This is a genomic window from Bacillus aquiflavi (assembly GCF_019915265.1).
Lineage (GTDB): Bacteria > Bacillota > Bacilli > Bacillales > Cytobacillaceae > Bacillus_BT > Bacillus_BT aquiflavi.
In genome coordinates this window covers 1,426,881-1,450,084 of record NZ_CP082780.1, presented here as the reverse complement: position 1 = coordinate 1,450,084, position 23,204 = coordinate 1,426,881, and the positions used below count along the sequence as shown (strand labels likewise).

General features: G+C 36.3%; 19 protein-coding genes and 3 pseudogenes. 12 read left to right on the top strand and 10 right to left on the bottom strand.

Translation table 11 applies throughout. The features are described from left to right. The first annotated feature begins 66 nt into the window (after positions 1-66). The 4 genes from K6959_RS19575 to modB all read left to right on the top strand — a co-directional run bounded on the left by K6959_RS19575 (position 67) and on the right by modB (position 4,483). On the top strand, positions 67-927 hold the full coding sequence (locus K6959_RS19575) for a HAMP domain-containing sensor histidine kinase (protein WP_316252533.1): 861 nt from the start codon (positions 67-69) through the stop codon (positions 925-927). A gap of 256 nt (positions 928-1,183) precedes the next feature. Further along, positions 1,184-2,668, top strand: coding sequence for an aldehyde dehydrogenase family protein (locus K6959_RS07155; protein WP_163243404.1), 1,485 nt, complete (start codon positions 1,184-1,186; stop codon positions 2,666-2,668). Positions 2,669-3,028: 360 nt separating this feature from the next. Continuing rightward, on the top strand, positions 3,029-3,823 hold the full coding sequence (gene modA, locus K6959_RS07150) for a molybdate ABC transporter substrate-binding protein (protein WP_163243405.1): 795 nt from the start codon (positions 3,029-3,031) through the stop codon (positions 3,821-3,823). A 6-nt stretch (positions 3,824-3,829) separates the two neighbouring features. Continuing rightward, positions 3,830-4,483, top strand: coding sequence for a molybdate ABC transporter permease subunit (gene modB, locus K6959_RS07145; RefSeq protein ID WP_163243406.1), 654 nt, complete (start codon positions 3,830-3,832; stop codon positions 4,481-4,483). Positions 4,484-4,843: 360 nt separating this feature from the next. Here modB and K6959_RS07140 read toward each other — a convergent pair whose 3' ends face one another. Continuing rightward, positions 4,844-5,320 (bottom strand): staygreen family protein, encoded by a 477-nt coding sequence (locus tag K6959_RS07140; protein WP_163243407.1) that lies wholly within the window; start codon positions 5,318-5,320, stop codon positions 4,844-4,846. A 73-nt stretch (positions 5,321-5,393) separates the two neighbouring features. Further along, positions 5,394-6,146 carry a hypothetical protein gene (locus K6959_RS07135; RefSeq protein WP_163243408.1) on the bottom strand — a complete coding sequence of 251 codons (753 nt, stop codon included), beginning with the start codon at positions 6,144-6,146 and terminating at the stop codon, positions 5,394-5,396. Positions 6,147-6,792: 646 nt separating this feature from the next. On the opposite strand from K6959_RS07135, the gene tnpB reads away from it, so the two are divergent. The 4 genes and pseudogenes from tnpB to K6959_RS07115 all read left to right on the top strand — a co-directional run. Then, positions 6,793-7,338, top strand: a complete 546-nt coding sequence (gene tnpB / locus K6959_RS07130; protein WP_223088030.1) for an IS66 family insertion sequence element accessory protein TnpB — start codon at positions 6,793-6,795, stop codon at positions 7,336-7,338. An 85-nt stretch (positions 7,339-7,423) separates the two neighbouring features. Next, positions 7,424-8,981: pseudogene (tnpC, locus tag K6959_RS07125) on the top strand (IS66 family transposase). Positions 8,982-9,321: 340 nt separating this feature from the next. Then, the gene (locus tag K6959_RS07120) at positions 9,322-9,423 is read left to right on the top strand and encodes a hypothetical protein (protein WP_163243285.1); all 102 of its coding nucleotides are present in this window, start codon (positions 9,322-9,324) and stop codon (positions 9,421-9,423) included. A gap of 62 nt (positions 9,424-9,485) precedes the next feature. After that, positions 9,486-9,764, top strand: a pseudogene (locus K6959_RS07115) (hypothetical protein); the annotation flags it as partial. Positions 9,765-9,838: 74 nt separating this feature from the next. Here the strand turns inward: K6959_RS07115 and K6959_RS07110 are convergent. The 8 genes and pseudogenes from K6959_RS07110 to K6959_RS07075 all read right to left on the bottom strand — a co-directional run. Next, positions 9,839-10,337 (bottom strand): annotated as a pseudogene (locus tag K6959_RS07110) (recombinase family protein); the annotation flags it as partial. 438 nt (positions 10,338-10,775) lie between these two features. Further along, positions 10,776-11,294 (bottom strand): hypothetical protein, encoded by a 519-nt coding sequence (locus K6959_RS07105; RefSeq protein WP_163243284.1) that lies wholly within the window; start codon positions 11,292-11,294, stop codon positions 10,776-10,778. Positions 11,295-11,355: 61 nt separating this feature from the next. Next, a complete protein-coding gene (locus tag K6959_RS07100) occupies positions 11,356-11,817 on the bottom strand; it encodes a hypothetical protein (RefSeq protein ID WP_223088029.1) in 462 nt (153 codons plus the stop codon). 28 nt (positions 11,818-11,845) lie between these two features. Next, complete coding sequence (locus tag K6959_RS07095; RefSeq protein ID WP_223088027.1) at positions 11,846-12,070, bottom strand: hypothetical protein; 225 nt, start codon at positions 12,068-12,070, stop codon at positions 11,846-11,848. A gap of 201 nt (positions 12,071-12,271) precedes the next feature. Further along, positions 12,272-14,719, bottom strand: coding sequence for a DNA topoisomerase IV subunit A (parC, locus tag K6959_RS07090; RefSeq protein WP_223088025.1), 2,448 nt, complete (start codon positions 14,717-14,719; stop codon positions 12,272-12,274). Next, positions 14,719-16,692 (bottom strand): DNA topoisomerase IV subunit B, encoded by a 1,974-nt coding sequence (gene parE, locus K6959_RS07085; RefSeq protein WP_223088023.1) that lies wholly within the window; start codon positions 16,690-16,692, stop codon positions 14,719-14,721. Before parE ends, parC begins: the two co-directional genes overlap by 1 nt. Positions 16,693-17,200: 508 nt before the next feature. Further along, positions 17,201-17,614, bottom strand: a complete 414-nt coding sequence (locus tag K6959_RS07080) for a CoA-binding protein (protein ID WP_223088022.1) — start codon at positions 17,612-17,614, stop codon at positions 17,201-17,203. Positions 17,615-17,707: 93 nt separating this feature from the next. Beyond that, positions 17,708-19,447, bottom strand: coding sequence for a glycosyl hydrolase family 18 protein (locus tag K6959_RS07075; RefSeq protein ID WP_223088020.1), 1,740 nt, complete (start codon positions 19,445-19,447; stop codon positions 17,708-17,710). A gap of 365 nt (positions 19,448-19,812) precedes the next feature. On the opposite strand from K6959_RS07075, the gene K6959_RS07070 reads away from it, so the two are divergent. The 4 genes from K6959_RS07070 (at position 19,813) to K6959_RS07050 (ending at position 22,857) form a co-directional block, all read left to right on the top strand. Then, positions 19,813-20,286 (top strand): PCYCGC motif-containing (lipo)protein, encoded by a 474-nt coding sequence (locus K6959_RS07070; RefSeq protein WP_316252532.1) that lies wholly within the window; start codon positions 19,813-19,815, stop codon positions 20,284-20,286. Between the two features lie 442 nt (positions 20,287-20,728). Next, complete coding sequence (gene plsY, locus K6959_RS07060; RefSeq protein WP_163243274.1) at positions 20,729-21,313, top strand: glycerol-3-phosphate 1-O-acyltransferase PlsY; 585 nt, start codon at positions 20,729-20,731, stop codon at positions 21,311-21,313. 219 nt (positions 21,314-21,532) lie between these two features. Continuing rightward, positions 21,533-22,546, top strand: a complete 1,014-nt coding sequence (locus tag K6959_RS07055) for an ATP-binding protein (protein ID WP_163243273.1) — start codon at positions 21,533-21,535, stop codon at positions 22,544-22,546. Between the two features lie 110 nt (positions 22,547-22,656). Next, positions 22,657-22,857 (top strand): hypothetical protein, encoded by a 201-nt coding sequence (locus K6959_RS07050; RefSeq protein WP_163243272.1) that lies wholly within the window; start codon positions 22,657-22,659, stop codon positions 22,855-22,857. The last annotated feature ends 347 nt before the right edge of the window (positions 22,858-23,204 follow it).

Sequence of the window (23,204 nt, the reverse complement as noted above, 5' to 3'; positions counted from 1 at the left end):
GTTCAAGATTTAATATCAAAGCTGAACCGTCATTTCTTATTAGCCGGTTTACTAGCGATCCTTTTTATGATCATTACGATCACCTTTTTAACAAATATGTTAACTAAACCGCTTATTAAAATGAAAAAAGCTACAAAAGAAATGAGTAAAGGAGATTTTACAGTATCCTTGCCAAAGCTTGGAGATGATGAACTTGGAGATTTAGCAAAGTCGATCCAAGTTTTAGCAGATGACTTAAATTATTTAAAGCTAGAGCGAAATGAATTTTTAGCAAGTATTTCCCATGAGCTTAGAACACCTTTAACATATGTAAAAGGGTATGCAGATATTACGAGACGACATCATATTTCTGAAAAAGATAGACAAAAGTATTTAAATATTATTTATGAAGAAAGTATTCGGCTGTCCAACTTAATTAAAGAGCTATTCGAGCTTGCAAAAATTGATGAAAATACGTTCACGATTCATAAAGAAAACATTGAAATCTGTTCCTTTTTTAAAAAAATTCACACAAAAATGGCTCCAGCCTTTTACAACAGAGAGATTCAACTTGAGGTGAAATGTTCTAAAAATCACATCGTTTCCGTTGATCCAATCCGTTTTGAGCAAATCATCTTAAATTTATTAGATAACGCATTAAAATATTCTGAACAAAATTCAACTACTACAATTGAAGTATCTGAATTGGATAACAAAACTTATTTTTATATAAAGGACGAAGGACAAGGAATCCCGAAAGAACACCTCCCTTATATTTTTGAGCGTTTTTATCGAGTTGATAAGTCACGAGCGCGTGCTTCTGGTGGAAAAGGGCTTGGGCTTGCAATTGTTAAAGAACTTGTCGAGGCACATAATGGGAGTATTAGTGTAGAGAGCACATTAAATAAGGGAACATGTTTCAAGATTGTGTTGAATCACGATTTATAAGAGTTTAAATCGTAGACAAAAGGTGCTGTTCTCCTTTTGTCTACGATTTGGAAAGATTTCAGGCTATAGATATGAAAATATGTTGAAAAATGGTGTCGTTATTTATCAGAAAATTTGTAATAGTAATAATTGAACATCTATTTTGATAATGTTAACATTGATATGGGCGTTTTAAACTCTTAAGGCATCTAGCGTTATTCCTAATTAATAGAGAAACGTCACGATGTTATTAAGCATTTATTAAAGGAGGCATTCGATGAGTCAACTAACAGTTGAACTGAAAAAGAAGGTTGCAAGTTTTTTGAGAGGTACAAAGAAACTTTATATTAATGGAGAGTTTGTTGAAAGTAAATCACAAAAAACATTTGACACCCCAAATCCAGCTACCGGAGAAACATTGGCAAAAGTTTACGAAGCAGGACCGGAAGATATTGATTTAGCGGTAAAAGCTGCAAGAAAAGCCTTTGATGAAGGCCCGTGGTCAAAAATGACACCTGCAAAGCGAAGCCACCTTATGTATAAGCTTGCTGATTTAATGGAGCAAAATAAAGAAGAGTTAGCCCAATTAGAAACGTTAGATAACGGAAAACCTATCCGAGAAACATTAAATGCCGATGTTCCTCTAGCCGTTGAACATCTTCGATATTACGCAGGCTGGACAACGAAAATCGTCGGGCAAACGATTCCCGTTAATGGATCGTATTTAAACTACACACGGCATGAAGCAGTCGGGGTTGTTGGGCAAATTATCCCTTGGAACTTCCCATTATTAATGGCAATGTGGAAACTCGGAGCTGCTCTTGCAGCAGGGTGTACTGTGATTTTAAAGCCTGCAGAGCAAACACCGCTCTCAGCTCTATACTTAGCAGAGTTAATTGAAGAAGCCGGATTCCCGCCAGGCGTTATAAACATCGTTCCTGGTTTTGGGGAAACAGCGGGACAGCCGCTCGTAGATCATCCGCTTGTCGATAAAATTGCCTTCACCGGTTCTACAGAAGTAGGGAAGCTTATTATGGAACGTGCGTCCCGTACTTTAAAAAGAGTAACATTAGAATTAGGTGGCAAATCACCAAATATTATTTTACCTGATGCAGATTTAACGAAAGCAATTCCTGGTGCCTTAAACGGAGTCATGTTTAACCAAGGTCAAGTTTGCTGTGCCGGATCACGCGTATTTATTCAAAAGAAACAATTTGATAACGTCTTAGCAGATATGGCTTCCCAGGCAGAAAAGATCAAACAAGGTGCAGGGATTAACGCAGAAACGGAAATCGGTCCACTCGTTTCTAATGAACAACAAAACAGAGTACTTAGCTACATTGAAAAGGGATTAGAAGAAGGCGCTGAGCTAGTGTCAGGCGGAACAAAACCTTATGAAGAAGGTTACTTTGTCTCCCCGACGATATTTGCAGACGTTCGAGATGAGATGACAATCGCGAAAGAGGAGATCTTCGGCCCGGTTATTTCTGCCCTTCCATACGAAGACATTGACGAATTAATTGAACGAGCAAATAATAGCCCATATGGCCTGGCAGCCGGTGTTTGGACTAAAGATATTAGCAAAGCTCATTATATTGCAAGTAAACTGAGAGCAGGAACGGTTTGGATCAATTGCTACAACATGCTAGATGCAGCTTCTCCGTTCGGAGGATACAAACAGTCTGGAATAGGCCGTGAAATGGGCTCATACGCTTTAAATAATTACACAGAAGTTAAAAGCGTTTGGGTATCAATGAAATAAAAAATTACAAAAAACAATCGGTGGAAATTCCAAAAAAACTGATTGAAAACGCTTGTCAGTTAAGGCGCGCTGCACAAAGCGGAAGCGAATAGACATATAATTCATGAGCTGACAACGAAGAAAGCGAGCGTTTGTCAATAGTTTGAACAATCGGCTTATTGCACCGATTGTTTTTTTATGTTCAAAAAAAGTGACTGTTTTATTTAATTACATTTCACTATAATGAAACTAGTTGCATTTATAAATGATCGTACTATTTTTGTCTCCGGCAAATGTCGTTGTCAATCTTGCAGAAAATGACTTCTTTTACTCAAGCCTATAAATAAGAAGATGTTCAAGAAAATCCGAGGAGGAATTAAAATGAAGAAAATCGTCATCTCTCTATTGTTATTAATCGTACTCATTTCTCTTACCTCTTGTTCCTCAACCTCACAAGAGAAAGAAGTATCTAATGCGCCAAAAAAGGAAATAACAATTTCAGCGGCCGCAAGTCTTAATGAAGTAATGCAAGAAATGAAAAATCTATATGAGCAAGATAATAAAAACATTAAACTTTTATTTAATTTTGGCGGTTCCGGTGCTCTTCAACAGCAAATTTCTCAAGGTGCTCCCGTTGATCTCTTCATTTCAGCATCAGAAGATAAATTTAATTTTTTAAAAAATGAAGGACTCATAGCAGATGAAAATAGTAAAAACCTTGTTGGTAATGAACTCGTACTCATTACATATAAAGATTCACCTAAACAAATAAAAACGTTTGAAGATTTAACAAATGAGGAAGTAGAGAAAATTTCTATCGGTACACCTGAATCCGTTCCAGCTGGAAAGTACGCTAAGCAAACATTTGGCTTTTTAAACATTTGGAATCAGGTTGAGAGTAAACTTGTATTTGCTAAAGATGTTCGCCAAGTTCTAACATATGTTGAGACTGGCAATGTAGATGCAGGAATTGTCTATAAAACAGATGCCGCTACATCTGATAACGTTATGATCGTTTCGACTGCAAATAAAGAAAGTCATGATCCAATTATTTATCCTGCCGGTATTATCGAAAATTCAAAACATAAAGAAGAGGCAGTCGAGTTTTTTACATTTTTACAATCAAAAGAAGCAAAAGATATTTTTATAAAATACGGTTTTAAAGTATTGGATTGAGATTAAATGGCTCATTATTTTTGGGAACCGGTTAAGCTCTCGCTTGAAGTAGCATCGGTATCAATTATCATCGTTTTTTTTACAGGAATAATCTTTGCAAGATTGATGACACGGGTTCAATTTAAAGGGAAAATAATTGTTGAAACGCTGTTTATGCTACCTCTCGTTTTACCGCCAACTGTTGTCGGTTTTTTACTCGTTATTATTTTCGGGAACAATAGTCCCATTGGAATTTTTATTGAATCGCTTTTCAACAAACAGCTTATGTTTACATGGTGGGCGGCAGTTATTGCATCAACGATCGTTGCATTCCCCCTCATGTATCAATCAGCAAAAGCTGGCTTTTTAAATGTTGATCGCGATATTGAGGAAGCTGCTAGAATTGATGGGGCAAGTGAATTCAAAGTTTTCATATATATTACTGTTCCTGCAGCAATGCGCGCAATTGTTTCCGGTATTATTTTAAGTTTTGCAAGGGCACTCGGTGAATTTGGGGCAACTCTTATGTTTGCAGGTAATATTCCCGGAAAAACTCAGACAACACCAACTGCAATTTATGTTGCCCTTGATTCAGGCAATATTCAGCTTGCTTGGCTTTGGGTTATTTCAATTTTAATTATCTCTTTTTTTATGTTACTTATGACATCGATGTTAAAATAAATGACCACAAGCAAAAAGAGTACATAGAAAAATATATTTTAGGTTGGATTGATGAAATAGTTGATAATAAAAGGAACCACACATAGTAGACATATCTAAATGTGTGGTCCAAATTTTTTTCTTATTCAACTGAACGCAGAGTCTGGTTTGTCTTTAAAAAATCGTACTCTTTTCAACCTGCTGACAAACGATCCTTGTTCTATTCGCTTTCGATTCGTGCTGCACGCCTCGACTGATAAGCGTTTCTTGTCTTTAATCAATCTTTAACATAAATTCAAAATAATATAAATAAAAATATATTCTTTTTTTCTTCGGCATTAACGAAAAAAATTACAGGGACTTTAAGGTACAAACCAGCTATTAAGAAACTGGCTGTTTTATTGGCTTGGCAATATATTGACGAGGTGTCCCCATATAGTTGACTTGTTGAAACTGACGATAAGCGGATTCAAATTGAAGATATATTGGTGAGTCAAGCAGCCATGGGAAATGTACGTAAAACTGCTGATCTCCGTTAACGAATGCTTTTAATGCTTGGCTTGTTTCTTTCTTAAAAATCATAAATCGAATTTTAGCACTTTGTTCATCATCTTGACCATCGTCAACAAAAACTTTTACCCATAAGACGATTTGTCCCATTTGAGGGATCCATTCCGCTAATACTTGATCTCGCTTTTTTTCGTCTTTATTTATATGATAGTCGTAACCAATGTGTAAACAATGGCTATCTGTTATATTACAACGGGTTAATGTATATCTGCGGCCATGTACAGGACGAAATCTTGTAGAAGGTGGAATACACGAAACAGTTAATTTTTCAGGATCGAAAGAACTCATTTTTATCAACGCTCCTTCCAATCAAAATTGCTTACTTTATGGTATGTTCAAATTTTGAGTACGTGACTGCTGCCTATTCTTGTTTTTTCTTTTCGACCCAGCTATTAACGAATTGCCAACTTTTGTCCTTATAAACCCACGTTGATTTCAAATAGGCAATCGTCTGATCATCAATTCCTCTTACTTGTTGAATTCCTCTTAATCCGTATTGCTCTCCGTTCATTTTTACAGGCTTTAATTTTAAATATGGACTTACGATGAGCTCGGTTGGGATCATTAATTTTCCATTTTGATATAAACCGAGTTGATCAAACTCATTCTTCTGCGATGTTAAATCGAGCTCATATGTTTTTTTCGTTTCATCTACTGAGATAAATGCTTGATAATTATCTTGATATTCTCCATTAATCGTCTGTGACTGGGGAACAGTTAAATTTTCAACTGTAAAATTTGCTAATGTATACAAGAAATGATTCGTCACCTTACCACCTTTATCAGTCGAAATTTTAACAAATATATCTTTTGTCCCATCGCCGTTAAAATCTTGATAAATAAGCTTCGGCTTATATCCACTGCCTAAATCTATTGAATATGTATTTTGATGAGAATCTTGAACTTCTAAATAAACTTCATTTAAAAAATTTGTTTTTCTTTCTAGTTGTCGACCCTTTACATAAATTATCTCTTTTTTCCCATCCCCTGTCACATCGATTTTATCTTTAGAAATGATGATCATACTAGCTTCCTCTTCTGCGTACGCACCTGTAATTGCAATAATGGACATTAAAAAAAATGCAGTATAAGCAAATAACAGCTCTTTTCTCACGAAAATAACCTCCAACTATTTTTCACTTATTTGTTACATTGCCCATTTTTGGTAAAACCATTCTAAAGCTTTAATTCAAGTAGAAAAAAACAACTAACTCTCCGATATCTCACATCACCGTATTTGATTGCTTATTACCTTTTTTTATGGCTTTTAATGGTCTATTTTTTAGTTTATTTGCATCCTTAGTTAACTACTCTTCACTGAAAACATTGTGAATAAATTTCACCAAGTGACTTCGTTTCCATTCCAACAATCGGGATCAAAGAATATCCAGTCGACAGTTGCTCTCGATATAATGCAGATCACCTTGTCCAACTCCGTTTTGATGTTTCATATTCCAGCTCTCATGAGTTTTCAATTCAATTTTTGCGATATTTATTTTCAGCTTCCTTTAGATTCCGCATCACCATGTTGACACCCTTGCTCCTAGCTAACCTGTAGGTTCCTATAGTTCATGCGCATGCCGGACGCACCAAAAAAGCATTTGTTGCCTACAATACAACCAAGTGCTTACAGTTAACAATATCAATTTCTTAGTTTTGTTCTGTTACAACGTAAGCCCGAATTCAAACAACGCATATAAAATAGAAGCACCTCCTGGTACGATAAGCGTATCTATTAAAAAAGGAGGTGCTTTTTTCAAATGCCACAACAAAAATTGACTATTGTCCCCGTTACATTACATACCGAAAACAATAATTCTTCTAGTTCAGTTCCAGCTGAGCTTTCCTCAAAACCTGCTTGCATGATTAAAACAGCAGCTGCGGAAATTGCCTTCTTCAACGGCGTAGAGGAGCACGTCATCCAAGCAATCATGAGGGAGTTTGAAACATTGGTGAAACATGATTATACGGATGTGAAAAATATCTATATTATCTGTGGGAAAACGGATATGCGGAAGGGGATTGACGGATTGGCTACTCTAATTCAAGATTCTTTTGAATTAGACCCCTATGGCGACTCTATATTCTTATTTGCCGGATGGAAGAAAGATAGATATAAATGTCTGTATTTCGATGGGGATGGCTTCGCCATGCTCTATAAACGACTGGACAATGGTAAGCTACAATGGCCTAAAGATGAACAAGCAGTTCGTAATCTATCTCAGAAGGAGCTCAGGTGGTTGCTTGAGGGGTTATCCATTCAGCAGCCAAAGGCCATTCAACCATCGCCAAAAGGCACGTTCTGAACTTTTTCTACCTATTTTTCCTTTATTTCAAGGTTTAAAATGATTATAATAGGAGTACGAAAATGGACGAAAAGTGGTGAACATTGTGGGAAAAGACTCTTCTTCAAAGGACAAATTAATTCAATTACTCGAAGAAGAAACAATTGGCTCATTCGAACCAGCAAAATAAAGAATTAATGAAGAAGATTGATTCTCTATCACAGCAAGTTCGCCAGCTAACAAAAGCTTTATATGGTTCTAAAACGGAGAAATCTAAATACAATGCGCCAGACGGGCAAGCCTCTTTATTTGATGATGACTCGTCTTTTAGCGATTCTGAGCACACAGAAGAACAAAGCCAACAGACGATTTCTTATACTGTTGTACGAAAAGTTCAAAAGAAAAAAAGAAACGATTCATTACATGATGACATTGAAGTAGATGACATTCATCATCATCCAGAAAATACAATCTGTGAGTGTTGCCAAGGGCAAATGATTGAGATCGGCAGCACAATCGTACGTGAAGAGGCAGAATTCATTCCAGCAAGGATGAAGAAAATTCAACACATTGAACATGCTTATGGGTGTACAAAATGTAAGGGGGATTCATCCCAACCAGCGCAAATAAAACGTGGGAAAGCACCACAACCAGTTATTCAACGCAGTATTACTAGTCCCAGTGTACTTGCCAAAGTTATCTATGATAAATTTGTGCAGTACTTACCCCTTCACCGTCAGGTGAAGGAATGGGTTCGTTATGGACTGGATACGAATGACAAAAACCTTTCCAATTGGGTCATTCGTGTAGCAGGTGATTGGCTACTTCCTATCTATGAACGAATGAAAACGATCATGATGGCAAAATCCGTTTTACATATTGATGAAACGTATGCAAAAATTATTAATCGTTCTGACGGTAAACCGGGTCAAGCCAATGCCTATAACTGGGTCTACCGAAGTATACCTTGCCAGGGGCCAACGATAGTTCTATTTCAAAGTTCATTATCACGTGCACGTTCAGTTCTTGAAAGTTTTATTGAAGATTATTCAGGAACGATTATCTGTGATGGTTATTCTGCATATGACAAAATTGAAGGAATCAGCTTTGCGAATTGTTGGGCTCATGTTCGGCGTTATTGGCTGAAAGCAGACAGCAAAATGGCCGAATTGGTGTGAAGTATTGCGATGATTTGTATCGGCTCGAGAGGAAGTTTAAACATTTGTCCCCGAGTAAACGTAGAAAAAAACGCAAAAAGTTTTCAAAGCCAATAGTGGAGGAATTCCTTAACTGGGTTGAAACATCGCCATTCTTCGGAAAAAATGCCCTTGCGAAGGCGGCAGAATATACACTTAATAGAGCTGATGGATTAAAGGCATTCTTATATGATGGCCGGATTGAAATTGATAATAATCCCGCGGAAAATGCCATCCGACCCAATGTCATTGGAAGAAAAAATTGGCTATTTTCGGTCAGCGAAGCTGGGGCAAAAGCCAACGCCATTTGTTTGAGTATCGCAGAAACAGCCAAAAGTAACGGCATCGATTTCTACGAATATATAAAAAAAGCTTTTGACCGATCTACCAAATTGTAGTATCCATCAAAACCCTGAAATTTTAGATCTATATATGCCATGGTCGAAAATGATCAAGGCAGAATGTTAGTAAATAAATGAAATTAGCCGTATTTTGACCAAAAAGATCATGAAATACGGTTAATTGTCATGCGCACCAGAAGGTGCGCATATTTTTATAGTTCGGGCTTACGTTACAACTAATATCCTGAAGATTCTAAAATGGATATTTTATTCTTCACGAATTGCTTTTTCTAAATATTCCTCAAAACTCTCTGCTATCATTTCTTTCCCACCGAAATCAAAGTCTAATGTAATAATTTCTGTATTGGGAGAATTAAAACCCACCGGATTTCCTGCACCGTCTATGCCAATGGCAATAAAATTCTAATGAGGAAGTAAACCAAGCAGAAGATGAACTAAAGGTAAAATTGCCAGAGGATTTTAAAGAATTTCTTTTGAGGTATGGTTCTGGAGCAGTTGGTGGAGCTTTTGTCTTTGGATTGAGAGAAGCGGAGTTTGTTACCCTTTAGGGAGTGCTTTTCTAAAATGTAGAGAATTTCTCTACAAACGATGGTGATAGGCTTTCGTATCAGTTGGTGAACCGGACACACTCTTTGAAACAGACAATGGATTAGATAAGGATAATATAAATTATACAGAATATGATGCAGCTGTATTTAGAGTAATTAAAATTTTATCTCATCCTACTAATAACGAAGGCAGTGTATATAATTGGTTGAGACAAAAGAAAAGTTCATCGGTTGAAATTTCTCTCTATGATGATCCGCCAAATGCAGTTTATTTAACCGACGGGAAGAGAGTAAAGACAAGATATGCCAATGAAATGATTAAAAGGGGGATTATTGAATGAAGATAGAAATATTAAATGTCATCGATAAAGAGTTCGAAATGTGCCCTGAAGCTTTTGGAGGAGCTCTTAATTACTGCCAACCTAGACAATGACCATTTCTTATGTAGTTCCTTAAGCTCAAACACTCGTTTAACTGCTTCTGCCTGACTATCATGTATTATTAGTTCCTTTTCACCTTTTTGTTTCATGTAGCCAAATGTTGTCCTTCCTCCTGCATAACCACCTTCTCTCGCCTTTTTATTTCTCCCTTTTGTTAGTTCGAGGGCTATTTCAAGCCGTTGGTATTGGTCTAACAACCCCATTAATCCATTGAACAAAAAATCATTTGGGTCTTTCTTATGAATGCTTTATGAAGGCTGTTCAATACTATTAATATCACATCTATATTTCTTCAACTCTCGTTGTATCAATATCTGACTGCCATAATCGACTAGTATTGAGCATCACCACATAATTAATATTCAAGCCTTGTTCTTCACAATATGCTTTAATTTCATCTTTTTGATATTTCAAGCTATATCCTTCTTTCACTTGCCCTTGTGTAGAGACTCGTATATACCCGACAACGTTCAATTTTTCACCCTCCCGTTACATAAATTGTAATTTACGTAACGCTTTTTAAACGAATAGTAAGTATTATACGACCGTCTCTATGAAAAATACACCCATAATTTATTTAGCCAACGTAGAGTACGAACATCTTTTTACGTTACCCATTGCTTATCGCCACGAGCGTTGTCATTCCCGTTAGTTTGTTAATTATGCCATGTCATAACTATGTAAAATGTCATCTCGCCTAACTATCGTACTTCTCTTACTATCCAAGAATTAAAACAATACTCCATGATGGTACAACCTTCATGAGTTTATGAATTTCAGAGAAAATATCGTTTATGTTGTCCTTTTCATAGATTCTTTATTTTATCAAAAAAGCAATGGATAGATATTCTACCCATCGCTTTCAATCTCTTATATTTCTATCATATGCTTTAGCTTAATATCCGACTATAGTCAAATAACATTTCCACTATCTAATAAAAGAGAATATTCACCCTCATAAGTAGATAGTCTTAATATATTACTATCTAGCTCAAAATCTGTGATTACATCGCTAGTATGCTCCCACTGTTTTTCTCCTTTATAAGTAAGACTAACAACACCTAATTCACATATGACAAGAAAAGTTACGTCTGATACTTTCATCACTTCATAGACAACAGAATCAAACTCTTTCACCCACCTCATTCCATTACCTTTCAAATCTACACAATAAATTTTTTCATCAATACTTATAAGAATACATTTTTCCATTCTGGCTATCAGTGCTGATGGTTTAATACCATGTACTCCGCCAAAAATACCAATAAAAGTAGATTCTTTTATTTTGATACTTATCCCATAAAATTTCTTTTTGTCCACACATTTAGTATTGATTAGAATACTTTGGTTAACTTCAACATATTCTTTAAGTTCTGACTGTGACTCAAATTCATAAAGTTCATAATCATTATATTTATTAACTAATCTCATTATTTTCCTCCAAAGAGTTTAATGGTTATCAATTTTTCTCCGTCCCATATAGATTCTACTTTTAATACTCCATTCGGACCTTAATTCGACCATTATCTTGAGTCTTTAAGATACTTGAAGCATCATTGAACGTATCAGTTAAGTTATCAAGAACATGCTTCCTGCCTGTTTTATTATCAAAAATCCCAATACTATTCAATTGCCTTTCCATAGCAATAGAACGGTCGATATTGTGCTTATTACCAGTTGCATTACCAAAAACATAATCCATCTTCCGACCAAAATCAGGTGTAACTTTTACAGTATCCTTAGTTATCCCCCTACCTTCACTCTTCACCGAAAACATTTGCGGACGAATCTCACCAAGCGACTTTGTTCCCATTCCAACAATCAGCAGAGAAGAATAACCTGTCGACAGTTGCTCTCGATAAAGTACAGGGACTTTCATCTTGCCCATTCCCGCTTTCGCTGCGTTGATCTTTTCTTGGATAAATTCTTTGCTGTATGGTTTACTGTTATTCACTTTCGGTGATTTTCCAGGACTTTTTACGCTAGAAAGACCTTTTACTCCTTTGTAATAAGGTGCTTGGAATGAGAGACGGCAAGGCAGAACCAGTTGCATACATGATGCCTTCTTGTTCAACTGAATCGGTCACAACCTGTGCGACAGATTCCGCTGTACGAATAGGGTCTTGGATAAATTGTATCGCAGCCTGTGTGTATGTATCAATCGTTTGATCTGCCTTTTCTTTTAATTTAGGCGGTTCTCCATACATCTATTTTCCTAGTTTTTTTTGTATATTTTTAACTAATAAATACTTAACTAGAACTTTCAACCTAAAAATGATGAAAATAACCTCCAACTATTTTTCACTTATTTGTTATATTCTCATTTTTGGTAAAACATTTCTGAAAATTTAATAAAAAAAATGCCCTCACTCGACATATAGTCAAATGAGAACATGTTGTTTTTTAGTTTATTTTCGATTATTTTTATTTGCTTGTTCTATTTCTGTTGTCCAAACCTCTTTTACTTCCCCGCTGTCTAACTCATTAATAAGAAATGATCCGTTTGAATACTTGTCATTATAACGAAGCTCAGATACATGTATCCTTTCAATTACACCTTTTTCAGTGGAGATAAAAACGATCTCATTATTTTTTGATAGGACAACTCCGACGATCCGATGAGGATTTGATTTCAACTCACGCAGCATCATCGCTCCCCTTTTTGCTCGAGAAGTAAGCTCAATTTCAGTGAGCTTCATTTTTTTAATGGCACCGCGTTGGGTTACAATGACAATCGCTGCCTCGTCGTGGTGATCAATCACCTGTCCAGCAGTTACAAAATCATTTGTCTTTAAGTTCATTCCTTTTACCCCAGCTGCCCGGAGTCCGACAAGGTTCACTTCCTTTTCATGAAAACAAAGACCGTAGCTTAAAAAACTAGAGAGAAAAATATATTTTTTCCCGTCAGTAAGATGAACATCAATGACTTCATCGCCGTCTTTTAAGTTTAACGCCACAAGTGGCTTAGAATATCGTTGTGCTTTATATTGTCGTAATTCCGTTTTCTTTAACATTCCTTTTTTAGTTATAAACAATACATAGCTGCTATTGTTGAAATCCAGACAAGGCATGGCTTTTATAATTAGCTCATCACGATCGATCGGTATCATATTGGCAATATGCTGCCCGATATCCTTCCATCTTTTATCAGGGAGCTCATGAACTGGACAATATAAATAATTTCCTTTATTCGTAAAAAGAAGGAGCACGTCAGTCGTATTCATTTCTAGTTTGTCGAGTAATCTGTCAGATTCTTTCATTCCGAAGTCTTGTCCATTTGAAGCAGCATAAGAGCGCAAACTTGTCCGTTTTACATAGCCTTCTTTTGTTACGGTTACAATCACATCTTCGTTTGGTATCATCACTTCTAGATTAATTTTAATTTCTTCAATCTCTGCTTCAACTTTTGTTCGGCGTTCATCAGCAAATTGTTTTTTTACATTCTTCAATTCTTTTTTGATAACGTTCGTTAGCTTCCGTTCGCTTTCTAAAATAGCTGTTAATTCTTTGATTTTTTTTGCTAACTGTTCCGCTTCTTTTTCTAGGGCTGTAATGTCAGTGTTCGTTAATCTGTACAGTTGCAATGAAACTATTGCCTCTGCTTGCACCTCTGTAAACTGAAACTGAGCCATTAAATTATTTTTTGCATCACGTTTATCTTTTGAAGCACGTATTGTTTTAATCACTTCATCAAGAATAGATAAAGCTTTCATTAATCCTTCGACAATGTGCTCACGTTCTTTTGCCTTAGATAGTTCAAATTGGGATCGTCTTGTAACAACCTCTTTTTGGTGTGCGATATAGGCATCAAGAAGTTCACATAATCCCATTAATTTCGGGCGCTTATTATGAATGGCAACCATATTAAAATGATAAGCTATTTGCAAGTCACTGTTTTTATATAAATAATTTAATACACCATTGGCATCCGTATCTTTTTTCAATTCTATGACGATGCGTAAACCAGTTCTATCTGATTCGTCACGAACTTCTGAAATCCCTTCAAGCTTACGATCTAGACGAAATTCGTCGATTTTTTTTACGAGAGTTGCTTTGTTCACATCATACGGAATTTCAGTAATAACAATTTGCTGTTTCCCGCCTCGAACTGATTCAATATCCGCTTTTCCCCGAATAATCATTTTTCCTTTTCCAGTTTCATAAGCCTTTTTAATCCCGTCTATTCCTTGGATAATTCCCCCTGTTGGAAAATCAGGTCCTTTGATTACTTTTAATAAATCATCGACAGTTGCATTTGGGTTATCCATTTTGATCATTACCGCATCGATTACCTCACCAAGATGATGCGGAGGAATCTCAGTAGCATACCCTGCAGAAATTCCTGTTGAACCATTGACAAGTAAATTCGGAAACATTGCTGGTAAAACGGTTGGTTCTTCTGATGTATCATCAAAATTAGGAATAAAATCAACTGTCTTTTTTTCAATATCACGAAGCATTTCTGAAGCAATGGCTGATAATCTTGTCTCAGTATAACGCATAGCTGCAGGTGGATCGCCATCAATGCTCCCATTATTACCGTGCATTTGAATGAGCAAGTATCTCAGCTTCCATTCCTGACTCATTCGAACCATTGCCTCGTAGACAGATACGTCTCCATGAGGATGATAATTACCGATGACATTACCGACAGTCTTAGCCGCTTTACGAAAACCTTTATCTGCCGTATTGCCTTCAACATGCATTGAATATAAGATTCTCCGTTGCACAGGCTTTAATCCATCACGGGCATCAGGTAAAGCACGCTCTTGGATAATATATTTACTATATCGTCCAAACCGGTCACCAATGACATCCTCAAGAGGTAAATCTCGAAATTTTTCTACTGTAGACATTATTTAACCCCCTCTTGGACCGAAATATTTTCGTTGTCAAGAATATTGCTATCTTCATTTAGGCCAAAGGCAACATTCGCTTCAATCCATTTTCGACGCGGCTCTACTTTGTCACCCATTAACGTCGTGACTCGTCGTTCTGCTCTTGCACCATCATCGATTTGAACCCTGATTAATGTTCTCGTTTCAGGATTCATCGTCGTTTCCCACAGCTGCTCAGCATTCATTTCACCTAAACCTTTGTAACGTTGAAAGTTATATCCTTTGCCGACTTTTTTAAGCACTGTTTGCAATTCGTCGTCATTCCATGCATATTCAATTATTTCCTTCTTTCCACTGCCTTTACTAACTTTATATAACGGAGGCAAAGCAATAAATACCTTTCCTGCTTCTACTAACGGCTTCATATAACGATAAAAAAACGTTAGTAGGAGCACTTGAATATGAGCTCCATCCGTATCTGCGTCTGTCATAATGATGATTTTATCATAGTTAATATCTTCTAAATTAAAATCGGCTCCGACGCCTGCTCCGATCGCATGGATGATCGTATTAATTTCTTCATTTTTAAAAATATCTTGAAGCTTCGCCTTTTCAGTATTAATAACCTTTCCTCGTAATGGCAAAACAGCTTGAAACCGGCGGTCACGCCCTTGCTTTGCGGATCCGCCCGCAGAGTCACCCTCAACGAGATACAATTCATTTTTTTTTGGGTTTCGCGATTGGGCTGGAGTTAGTTTGCCTGACAGCAACGCATCTGAACGCTTTCGTTTTTTTCCGCTTCTTGCTTCTTCTCGCGCTTTTCTCGCCGCTTCCCTTGCTTGGAACGCTTTAATTGTTTTTTTTATGAGCAACGAGCTAATATCAGGATTCTCTTCTAAAAAGTATGAAAGATGCTCAGAGACGACTGCATCAACAACTGAACGGGCCTCACTTGTTCCTAATTTTCCTTTTGTTTGACCTTCAAATTGTAAAAGATTTTCTGGAATGCGAACAGAAACGATCGCAGATAACCCTTCCCGAATATCAGCACCATCCAAATTCTTATCCTTTTCTTTTAAAAGCCCCACTTTACGAGCATATTCATTAAATGTTCGTGTCATTGCTGTTTTAAAACCAGCTTCATGAGTCCCTCCGTCCTTTGTCCGTACATTGTTGACAAATGAAAGGACATTTTCTGAATATCCGTCATTAAATTGAAATGCAAAATCAACTTCAATTCCAGTTTGCTCCCCAGAAAAACTGACAACTGGATGAAGCACATCTTTTTCTTCATTTAAATAGGTAACAAATGCTTCGATTCCAGTTTCATAGTGGAACAATTGGTGCAAGTCATTCCGCTCATCGTAAAGGTCAATCTTTAAGTCTTTTAGCAAAAATGCCGACTCTCGTAAACGTTCCGCTAATGTTTCATAGTTAAATGAAGTAGTCGAAAAAATATCCCGGTCCGGCTTAAATCGAATCGATGTTCCGGTTTGATTCGTCTTTCCGATTTTTTCTAAAGTCGTTACAGGTGTTCCGCCATTTTCAAAACGTTGTTCATATACGAAGCCGTCACGCTTAATATTGACAACGAGCCACTCTGAAAGAGCATTCACAACTGAAGCTCCAACCCCGTGTAATCCACCGCTCGTTTTATATCCTCCCTGTCCAAATTTACCTCCAGCATGAAGAACAGTGAAAATCACTTCTGGAGTTGGCTTGCCAAGCTTATGCATACCAGTTGGCATTCCGCGTCCTTTATCTTGAACACTAATTGAGTTATCTTTATGTATTTTTACAATGACATGATCACCAAAGCCCCCAAGCGCTTCGTCAACTGCGTTATCTACAATCTCATAAACGAGATGATGTAGCCCGCGTACATCAGTACTTCCTATGTACATAGCTGGACGCTTTCTTACAGCATCAAGACCTTCAAGGACTTGTATGGCATCGTCATCATATTTAAATGGTAATTCTTTGTTCGCCACGAACATTCCCCTTTCGTACATCAGAAAACGATTCGGTTCCATTTTTTTAAAAATCATTAGAACCTCATTTTACACATTCGTTTTTTCTAGTTGATTTTCCTCCATCGGTACTTAAGAACATACATTCTTATTAAGTACTATTATTTCATAAAATTGATTTAACAGCCAGAAGAAGCTAAATCGCCTCTGCTTTATTTTACTGTTTTATTTTAATTTCGCAAATGAATGCTGATTTTTTCTAAAAAAAAAACATGCGATCTCATAAGACCCCATGTTTTTTGACTGGTGACAAACGCTCGCATTCTTCGTTACTTGCACTTCGTCGTAAGCTCATGACCGATTTGTTCTATTCGCTCCCGCCTTGTGCTGCGCACCTCGACTGACAAGCGTTTTCAATCAGTCTAAGAAGAATGGTTGGCTAATACTTAACTTTGTCTACGATAAGGATCTCATAAGACCCATGTATATGTCTGTTCAAAAAATATTTGCTCCAAGAGAATGAGAATATTTATTTCGTCATTGCATGTTCAACTTTAATACAGCGATCCATAATAACTGTATAGTTTCTTTCCTTCAAATAATGATATGCTTCCTCATTCACAACACCAAGCTGAGCCCAAAAAAAATCAGCATCAATTTCAGCAAATTCCTTAGCGATTTCAGGTAAATATTCTGAACGGCGGAAAACATTCACAATGTCGACATGATCCTTTATATCTTTCAACGAAGCAACTGCTTTTACACCTAATACTTCGTCAACTGCTGGATTTACAGGAATAATCTCATAACCTGCTTCTTGCATTGCTTTTGCAATCATATGAGATGTTCTTTCCGGATTTGCGCTTAACCCTACAACCGCAATTTTCTTTGCCTTTTTTAAAATCTTCCCTATTTCTTCTCGGCTAGGATTTTCAATTTTCATTAACATCCGCTCCTCTTTGTTCGTTACCTTTATTATTTACCATTAATGAAAATTTAGCAAACATACAGTTTTCTTATAAAGTAAAACCTATATTTATTGTGATTTTTGTGTAACAGTATTTTCATCATCTAACCGCAGTGCTGTCCACGCTCTCTCATCTGCAAAATAACGCGCCCAGCTTGCCACTCCTGCTAATTTATACTTTTTAGCTAAATCCGCCCGCTTTTTTAACGATAGTTCATCTTCAAGCCAGATTTTATATGTAGTCTTTTCATCTTCGTTATTGTATTCAACGTAATTTTGTCCGCTTTTTTCATCATCTTTCTTAGATAAATTTTTATCACTCATCCATTCTTGTATTTTTCCCATTGACATAGCTTCTGAAGAAACTTCTATCGTCCCATCTGGCTTTTCTGTCTCTTTCCAAAGGCGTGTATATAGCGGAACTCCTAAAACTAACCGTTCATGTGGAACAACTTCCAATAACGTCTGTAAATTTTTCTCTACCCACGGTAAGCTTGCTACACTGCCAGCAACAGGAGATGAACCCCAATGCTCATCATAAGCCATCACTGCCAAATAGTCAGCAATATCAGCGAGCTTATCTCGTTCATAAAAAGCAGACCAATTTCCCCCTGCAATAAACGTAATATCCATAGACACGATCAGACCAGCCTCATGAAAATATGGGGTTGCTTCTCTCATAAACTGTGTTACAAGCGGACCGTCTTCTTCATTCACATTTTCAATATCAATATTAATTCCATCCAGTTCATACATTTGACTATAATGGAGAAGCTGGCGAATAATGGTCTGTCTCGTCTCAAAGTCTTTCAACGCTTCATGAGTAAGTTGTGGATCAAATCCATTGGAGAAAAGAGCCCAGATGTGATAGCCCCGCTCCTTTGCCCATTTTACATATTCGTTTGATCCTAAATTTTTAACAGTGCCATCGCTAGAAGTAAGCTCAAACCATGTAGGAGAAACGACATTTACACCCGGCATTTCCGGCATTGTTAACAAATCAGGATTTTTAGAGTAGACGGCCTCCCAAGTTAAATTGATGGGACCCTCAATCTTAGGCAACTGCGGTTGTTTATTTTCTCTTGAAACGATTACTTTTTGGGATGGCCCCTCCATAACAACCTCTTTTTTAAGATAACCTCCCACTCCATTTTGTTTTCTAACAAAATAATAACCTTCAAATTCTTTTTCAATAAACACTGCCTCCTTGCCAACCGTTTCTTCTGTATAAGGTGATTTTAAACTTGGTTTAATCCTCATTCTTAATTCCTTTTTCGTACGATCCTTTTCTGTAATATGCCCTAATTTCCGTTCTTCACCATCTTTTTGGACCCAGATCGCACCCGTTTCTTGTAATCTCACAAATTGGATTGGGTAATAATCAAGAACTGAGTTTAACGCTAAATATAATTTTCCGTCCCTCGTTTTTAATGGCGGTAAATGAAGCTCCACCGGCTTTTCATTTACATAGTAAGTTAATGATTCTGTCGGCATTTGAACAACTTTATCTTTAGTTGTAATAATAATTGAGTTTGACTTTTTATCAAACGTCATTGTCTCATCAAAATTTTCTTCCATAAAAGAAAGCGGAACATACACTGTATCCCCTTCAATAAGTGCATTCCCTTTCTGCTTACCATTATAAAGAATCGGATTTTCACCAGTAAAATAAGGTTCCTTTACGTTCGAATGAAACGGGTATAAAAGCAATATTAAACTGGTCATAGTCAGTACAAATGCGAAACTAAGTCCGCCAATAATAAATCTAATTGATTTTCTTCTTTTGCGATAATATTGTAAACGCCCCACTACAAGTTCTCCTCCTTAAAAACTATCGTACTGAAAGATTGGCAAAATTGAAAGAATTTTCATCATTTCACATTAAAAAATATCTGCACAGCAGCTTGTAAACAAACTCATACTGAAGCATATTCCGAAAGTTTAGTTAAAAAACTTGTTAGCCGAGACGGAGAGCGCTAGGCAAAAACAAAAATAAAACTTTGGAGAACGAAGAATGTAGCGTTTGTCAATCGTTTTAAAATGCATAAAAAATGCACAATTAGGTGCTAATATCATGTTTACGAACTAGTCTCCATCCTAGATCGTGAAGAAATTTGTTGCTAAAATCTTAAACTTTAATTAAAATAAATTACTAACATATTTAAGGTGATAATATGAAAAAAATAATGCTATTTGCCGGATTAACTTTTCCCCTTATTTTAGCTGGCTGTTCGGCCGATCATGAAAATAATGCATCCAACACTTCACAACAGCCGCCAGTTTTAGAATATAAACTAGGAAGCAACGACTGGGATGTCATCACTTCCCATACGGATAACAAAAAAATTTTAGAAGCCTATCAAATTGCTGTAGAACATCCTGAAATTTTAGATTATATGCCGTGCTATTGTGGTTGCTATGAAGAAGATGGTCATGAAAATAATACCGACTGCTTCGTAGATGAAATTCAAAATGATGTTGCCAAACTAGATACGATGGGCTTTGGCTGAGGTGTTTGCGTCGATATTGCCCGGGAGGCAAAATCACAATATGATCAAGGTATTCCACTAAAAGAGATTCGAGAAAATATTGATAAAAAATACGAAAATACTGGAGTTCCATCAACTCCAACACCAAAACCAGAATAAAAGTGAAATATTCTGTCCATTACTCTTTTCGTATGTATGTTATATTACAAACAGAAAACTTCGTCTATAATGGATAGACGAAGTTTTCTGTTTTAAAGACAATGGAGCGGTTTCGTTAGTCAATAATTTTTGCTAGAGAATAAAAAACCGATAGGTCTTGTCGAATACTTATAATTTCGTTATGATCAAAATAACAGAAAATTAGATTAATAAATATAACATCATCATAAAAAATAAAAGAAGCAAGCCTATTATTTTTCTAAAAAAAAATGGTAAAATATAATGAAAACTTTAGTCATTTCACTTTGCGCAAATGGTAAATTGAACTTAGCAGTCGGCATACGAGCAGATAGCTCCCTGCCGTTCTCTAATAATCCTTTTGTCTCTTTTGAGGCGGGATTAGGATAAGAATGTATAGTTAAAGTATGAAGGAGACATGCGAATGGCAATATACGGACTCATTATTTTATTAGCTTATTTGATAGGTTCCATTCCATCAGGATTAATTGTCGGAAAACTTTTTTACGGAATTGATATCCGAGAACATGGGAGCGGAAATTTAGGCGGAACGAACACATTTAGAACTCTAGGAATAAAAGCAGGTCTAACCGTTACGATTGCTGATATATTAAAAGGAACACTTGCAGCCTCACTCCCGATTTTATTTCAATCGAACTTTAATGTTTTAGCTGCCGGAGTTTTTGCTGCTATCGGACATATATATCCAATATTCGCTCGTTTTAAAGGTGGAAAAGCGGTGGCGACATCTGCTGGTGTATTACTTTTTTATGCGCCTGTCATGTTTATCGTGATGATCATCTGCTTCTTTATCAGCCTTTACTTGACAAAATATGTTTCACTTTCTTCAATTGTAGGCGCAGTTACTGCCTTCATTTATTCGATCGTAAGTCAGGACCCTGCACTGATTATCGTTGTCTCGATCCTTTCAATATTTGTCATTTTCCGTCACCGAACAAATATAAAACGGATTAAGAATAAAACAGAGCCGAAAATTACCTGGCTGTAATCACATATCTTACTAGTGTTTTACTATGTATGGGAATGAAGTTTGAAAGAGCTGTACTAAAGTAGCAGACAATTACTTTAGTCAGCTCTTTTTATTTATATATTGGTATGATAAGAGAGTTTCAATCATACACTTTAAGAAAATATGTAAAATAATCAGTCATGATCTCGAAACGACTCATACTAGCCCTGTTCGACTGTAATAAAGAAGGATGGTAACATGCAATTAAATCAAAATGATTTGCAATCTCTTCCGTTTCCTTACTTTTATGTAGATCAACATCAACAAATTATCGCAAGATCTAACATTACAAAGCATTTATTCCCATATAAAACGAATTTTCTAAGTTTAATTGCTACAGACTTCCACATAAAAGTAAAGGGCTTTTTAGCTGATGTACAAAGCAAGTCAGCAGTAAGTATTCCGTTCTTTCATTTACACGAGAAACAAGCTTTTTATTACGTTTATAAGCTTTACGATGAACAAAAAAACGTTCATCTATTTTGCTTTTATCCGGAAAAAGAAATGAAAGAATTTACTGCAAGCGCGACGCACTTAGCATCCGTTGGGAAACTAGCTGCTGGAATAGCACATGAAATTCGCAACCCACTCACGACGATGAAAGGCTTTATTCAGCTGCTAAAGCCACATTTGCAGGAAATTGGGAAAGAATACTACGCTCATATCGTACTTGAAGAAATAAACCGAGCAAACGATATGATTGATGAATTTTTAAATACGGCTAAACCGCAAACGAATAAAAGACAACAAGTTAATTTAGCAACATTATTGAAAGACATCTATATTTTACATGAAAGTGAAGCGATTTTAAAAAATATTCACTTCACATTAAGTAGCCTCAATGATGACATTATCATTGAGGCAAATGTCAAGCAAATGAAGCAAGTTTTTATGAATATTATAAAAAATGCAATGGAAGCGATGGTAGAAAATAAGCTTACAGTAACCACAAGAAGGATTAATATTGTCGCTCAGCAAAGGAATAGCCAAGCAATCATCTCAATTATAGATAATGGCGGCGGTATGAATAACGAAACGATGGCAAATCTTTTCCTTCCTTTCTTTACGACAAAAGAAAAGGGAACTGGACTTGGACTGTCTATATGCAAAAAAATTATTGAAGACCATCACGGCACAATTGAAATAGACAGTGTACTTGGAAAGGGAACGACTTTTACAATTTCATTTCCGATATATCGTCACGAATGTTAACCAATTTCTAACAAAGTCGTCGAATTTTCGTCAAATATATAAGTCTTTTTCGTTTAGATGTACGGTAAAATAAAAGAAAAGCAAATCAGTTCAAAAGGAAGGGGAATTATATGAACAAGCCTCGTGCTAAAATGGGACAATATGTATATCGTACAACGACTGATGATCATTCAAATTGTGAATTCTTTCTTGAACTGTATGATTACTCGCCAGATCTTGCGTGTAACAATGAACCAATCAAAGTGATTACAAATTTTGACGAATTACTGACGTTTATAACTGATGATTACGATGAAAATTTCTCCAATTAATGAGCTGCTGCATTCATGAAATAAGGCCCATTCCATTTTAATATAAGGATCGGGCCTTTTTCATGAAGGAACTTACAGATTTATTATTTTAAAACGGCCGATGCCGAATAAATCATTTACATAATCAAGCTTTGTGTTGTCAAAATAATATTGATCTTGATTGTGGATCAGGATGTTCACATCATCTTCAAAATTGTATACTTTGTCTGCTTCTAAAGGCTGCTCTTCCAGAGACAGCTGGAGTTGAGGACCACCTCAGCCAATCCCCATTGACAATCGAATATAGAGCGTTTCATTCTCTTCTCTTCGTTCACTTTCAATCGCTTCTAGCAATTTTTTTCGTGCGT

Bases quoted from the DNA above. Each gene is read 5' to 3' on its own strand.
- K6959_RS19575 (WP_316252533.1), top strand. From the start codon at position 67: ATGATCATTACGATCACCTTTTTAACAAATATGTTAACTAAACCGCTT.
- K6959_RS07055 (WP_163243273.1), top strand. From the start codon at position 21,533: ATGCAATTAAATCAAAATGATTTGCAATCTCTTCCGTTTCCTTACTTT.
- K6959_RS07080 (WP_223088022.1), bottom strand. From the start codon at position 17,614: ATGAAAATTGAAAATCCTAGCCGAGAAGAAATAGGGAAGATTTTAAAA.
- K6959_RS07105 (WP_163243284.1), bottom strand. From the start codon at position 11,294: ATGAGATTAGTTAATAAATATAATGATTATGAACTTTATGAATTTGAG.
- K6959_RS07155 (WP_163243404.1), top strand. From the start codon at position 1,184: ATGAGTCAACTAACAGTTGAACTGAAAAAGAAGGTTGCAAGTTTTTTG.
- parC (WP_223088025.1), bottom strand. From the start codon at position 14,719: ATGTCTACAGTAGAAAAATTTCGAGATTTACCTCTTGAGGATGTCATT.
- modB (WP_163243406.1), top strand. From the start codon at position 3,830: ATGGCTCATTATTTTTGGGAACCGGTTAAGCTCTCGCTTGAAGTAGCA.
- tnpB (WP_223088030.1), top strand. From the start codon at position 6,793: ATGCCACAACAAAAATTGACTATTGTCCCCGTTACATTACATACCGAA.
- plsY (WP_163243274.1), top strand. From the start codon at position 20,729: ATGGCAATATACGGACTCATTATTTTATTAGCTTATTTGATAGGTTCC.
- K6959_RS07140 (WP_163243407.1), bottom strand. From the start codon at position 5,320: ATGAGTTCTTTCGATCCTGAAAAATTAACTGTTTCGTGTATTCCACCT.
- K6959_RS07050 (WP_163243272.1), top strand. From the start codon at position 22,657: ATGAACAAGCCTCGTGCTAAAATGGGACAATATGTATATCGTACAACG.
- K6959_RS07095 (WP_223088027.1), bottom strand. From the start codon at position 12,070: ATGTATGGAGAACCGCCTAAATTAAAAGAAAAGGCAGATCAAACGATT.
- modA (WP_163243405.1), top strand. From the start codon at position 3,029: ATGAAGAAAATCGTCATCTCTCTATTGTTATTAATCGTACTCATTTCT.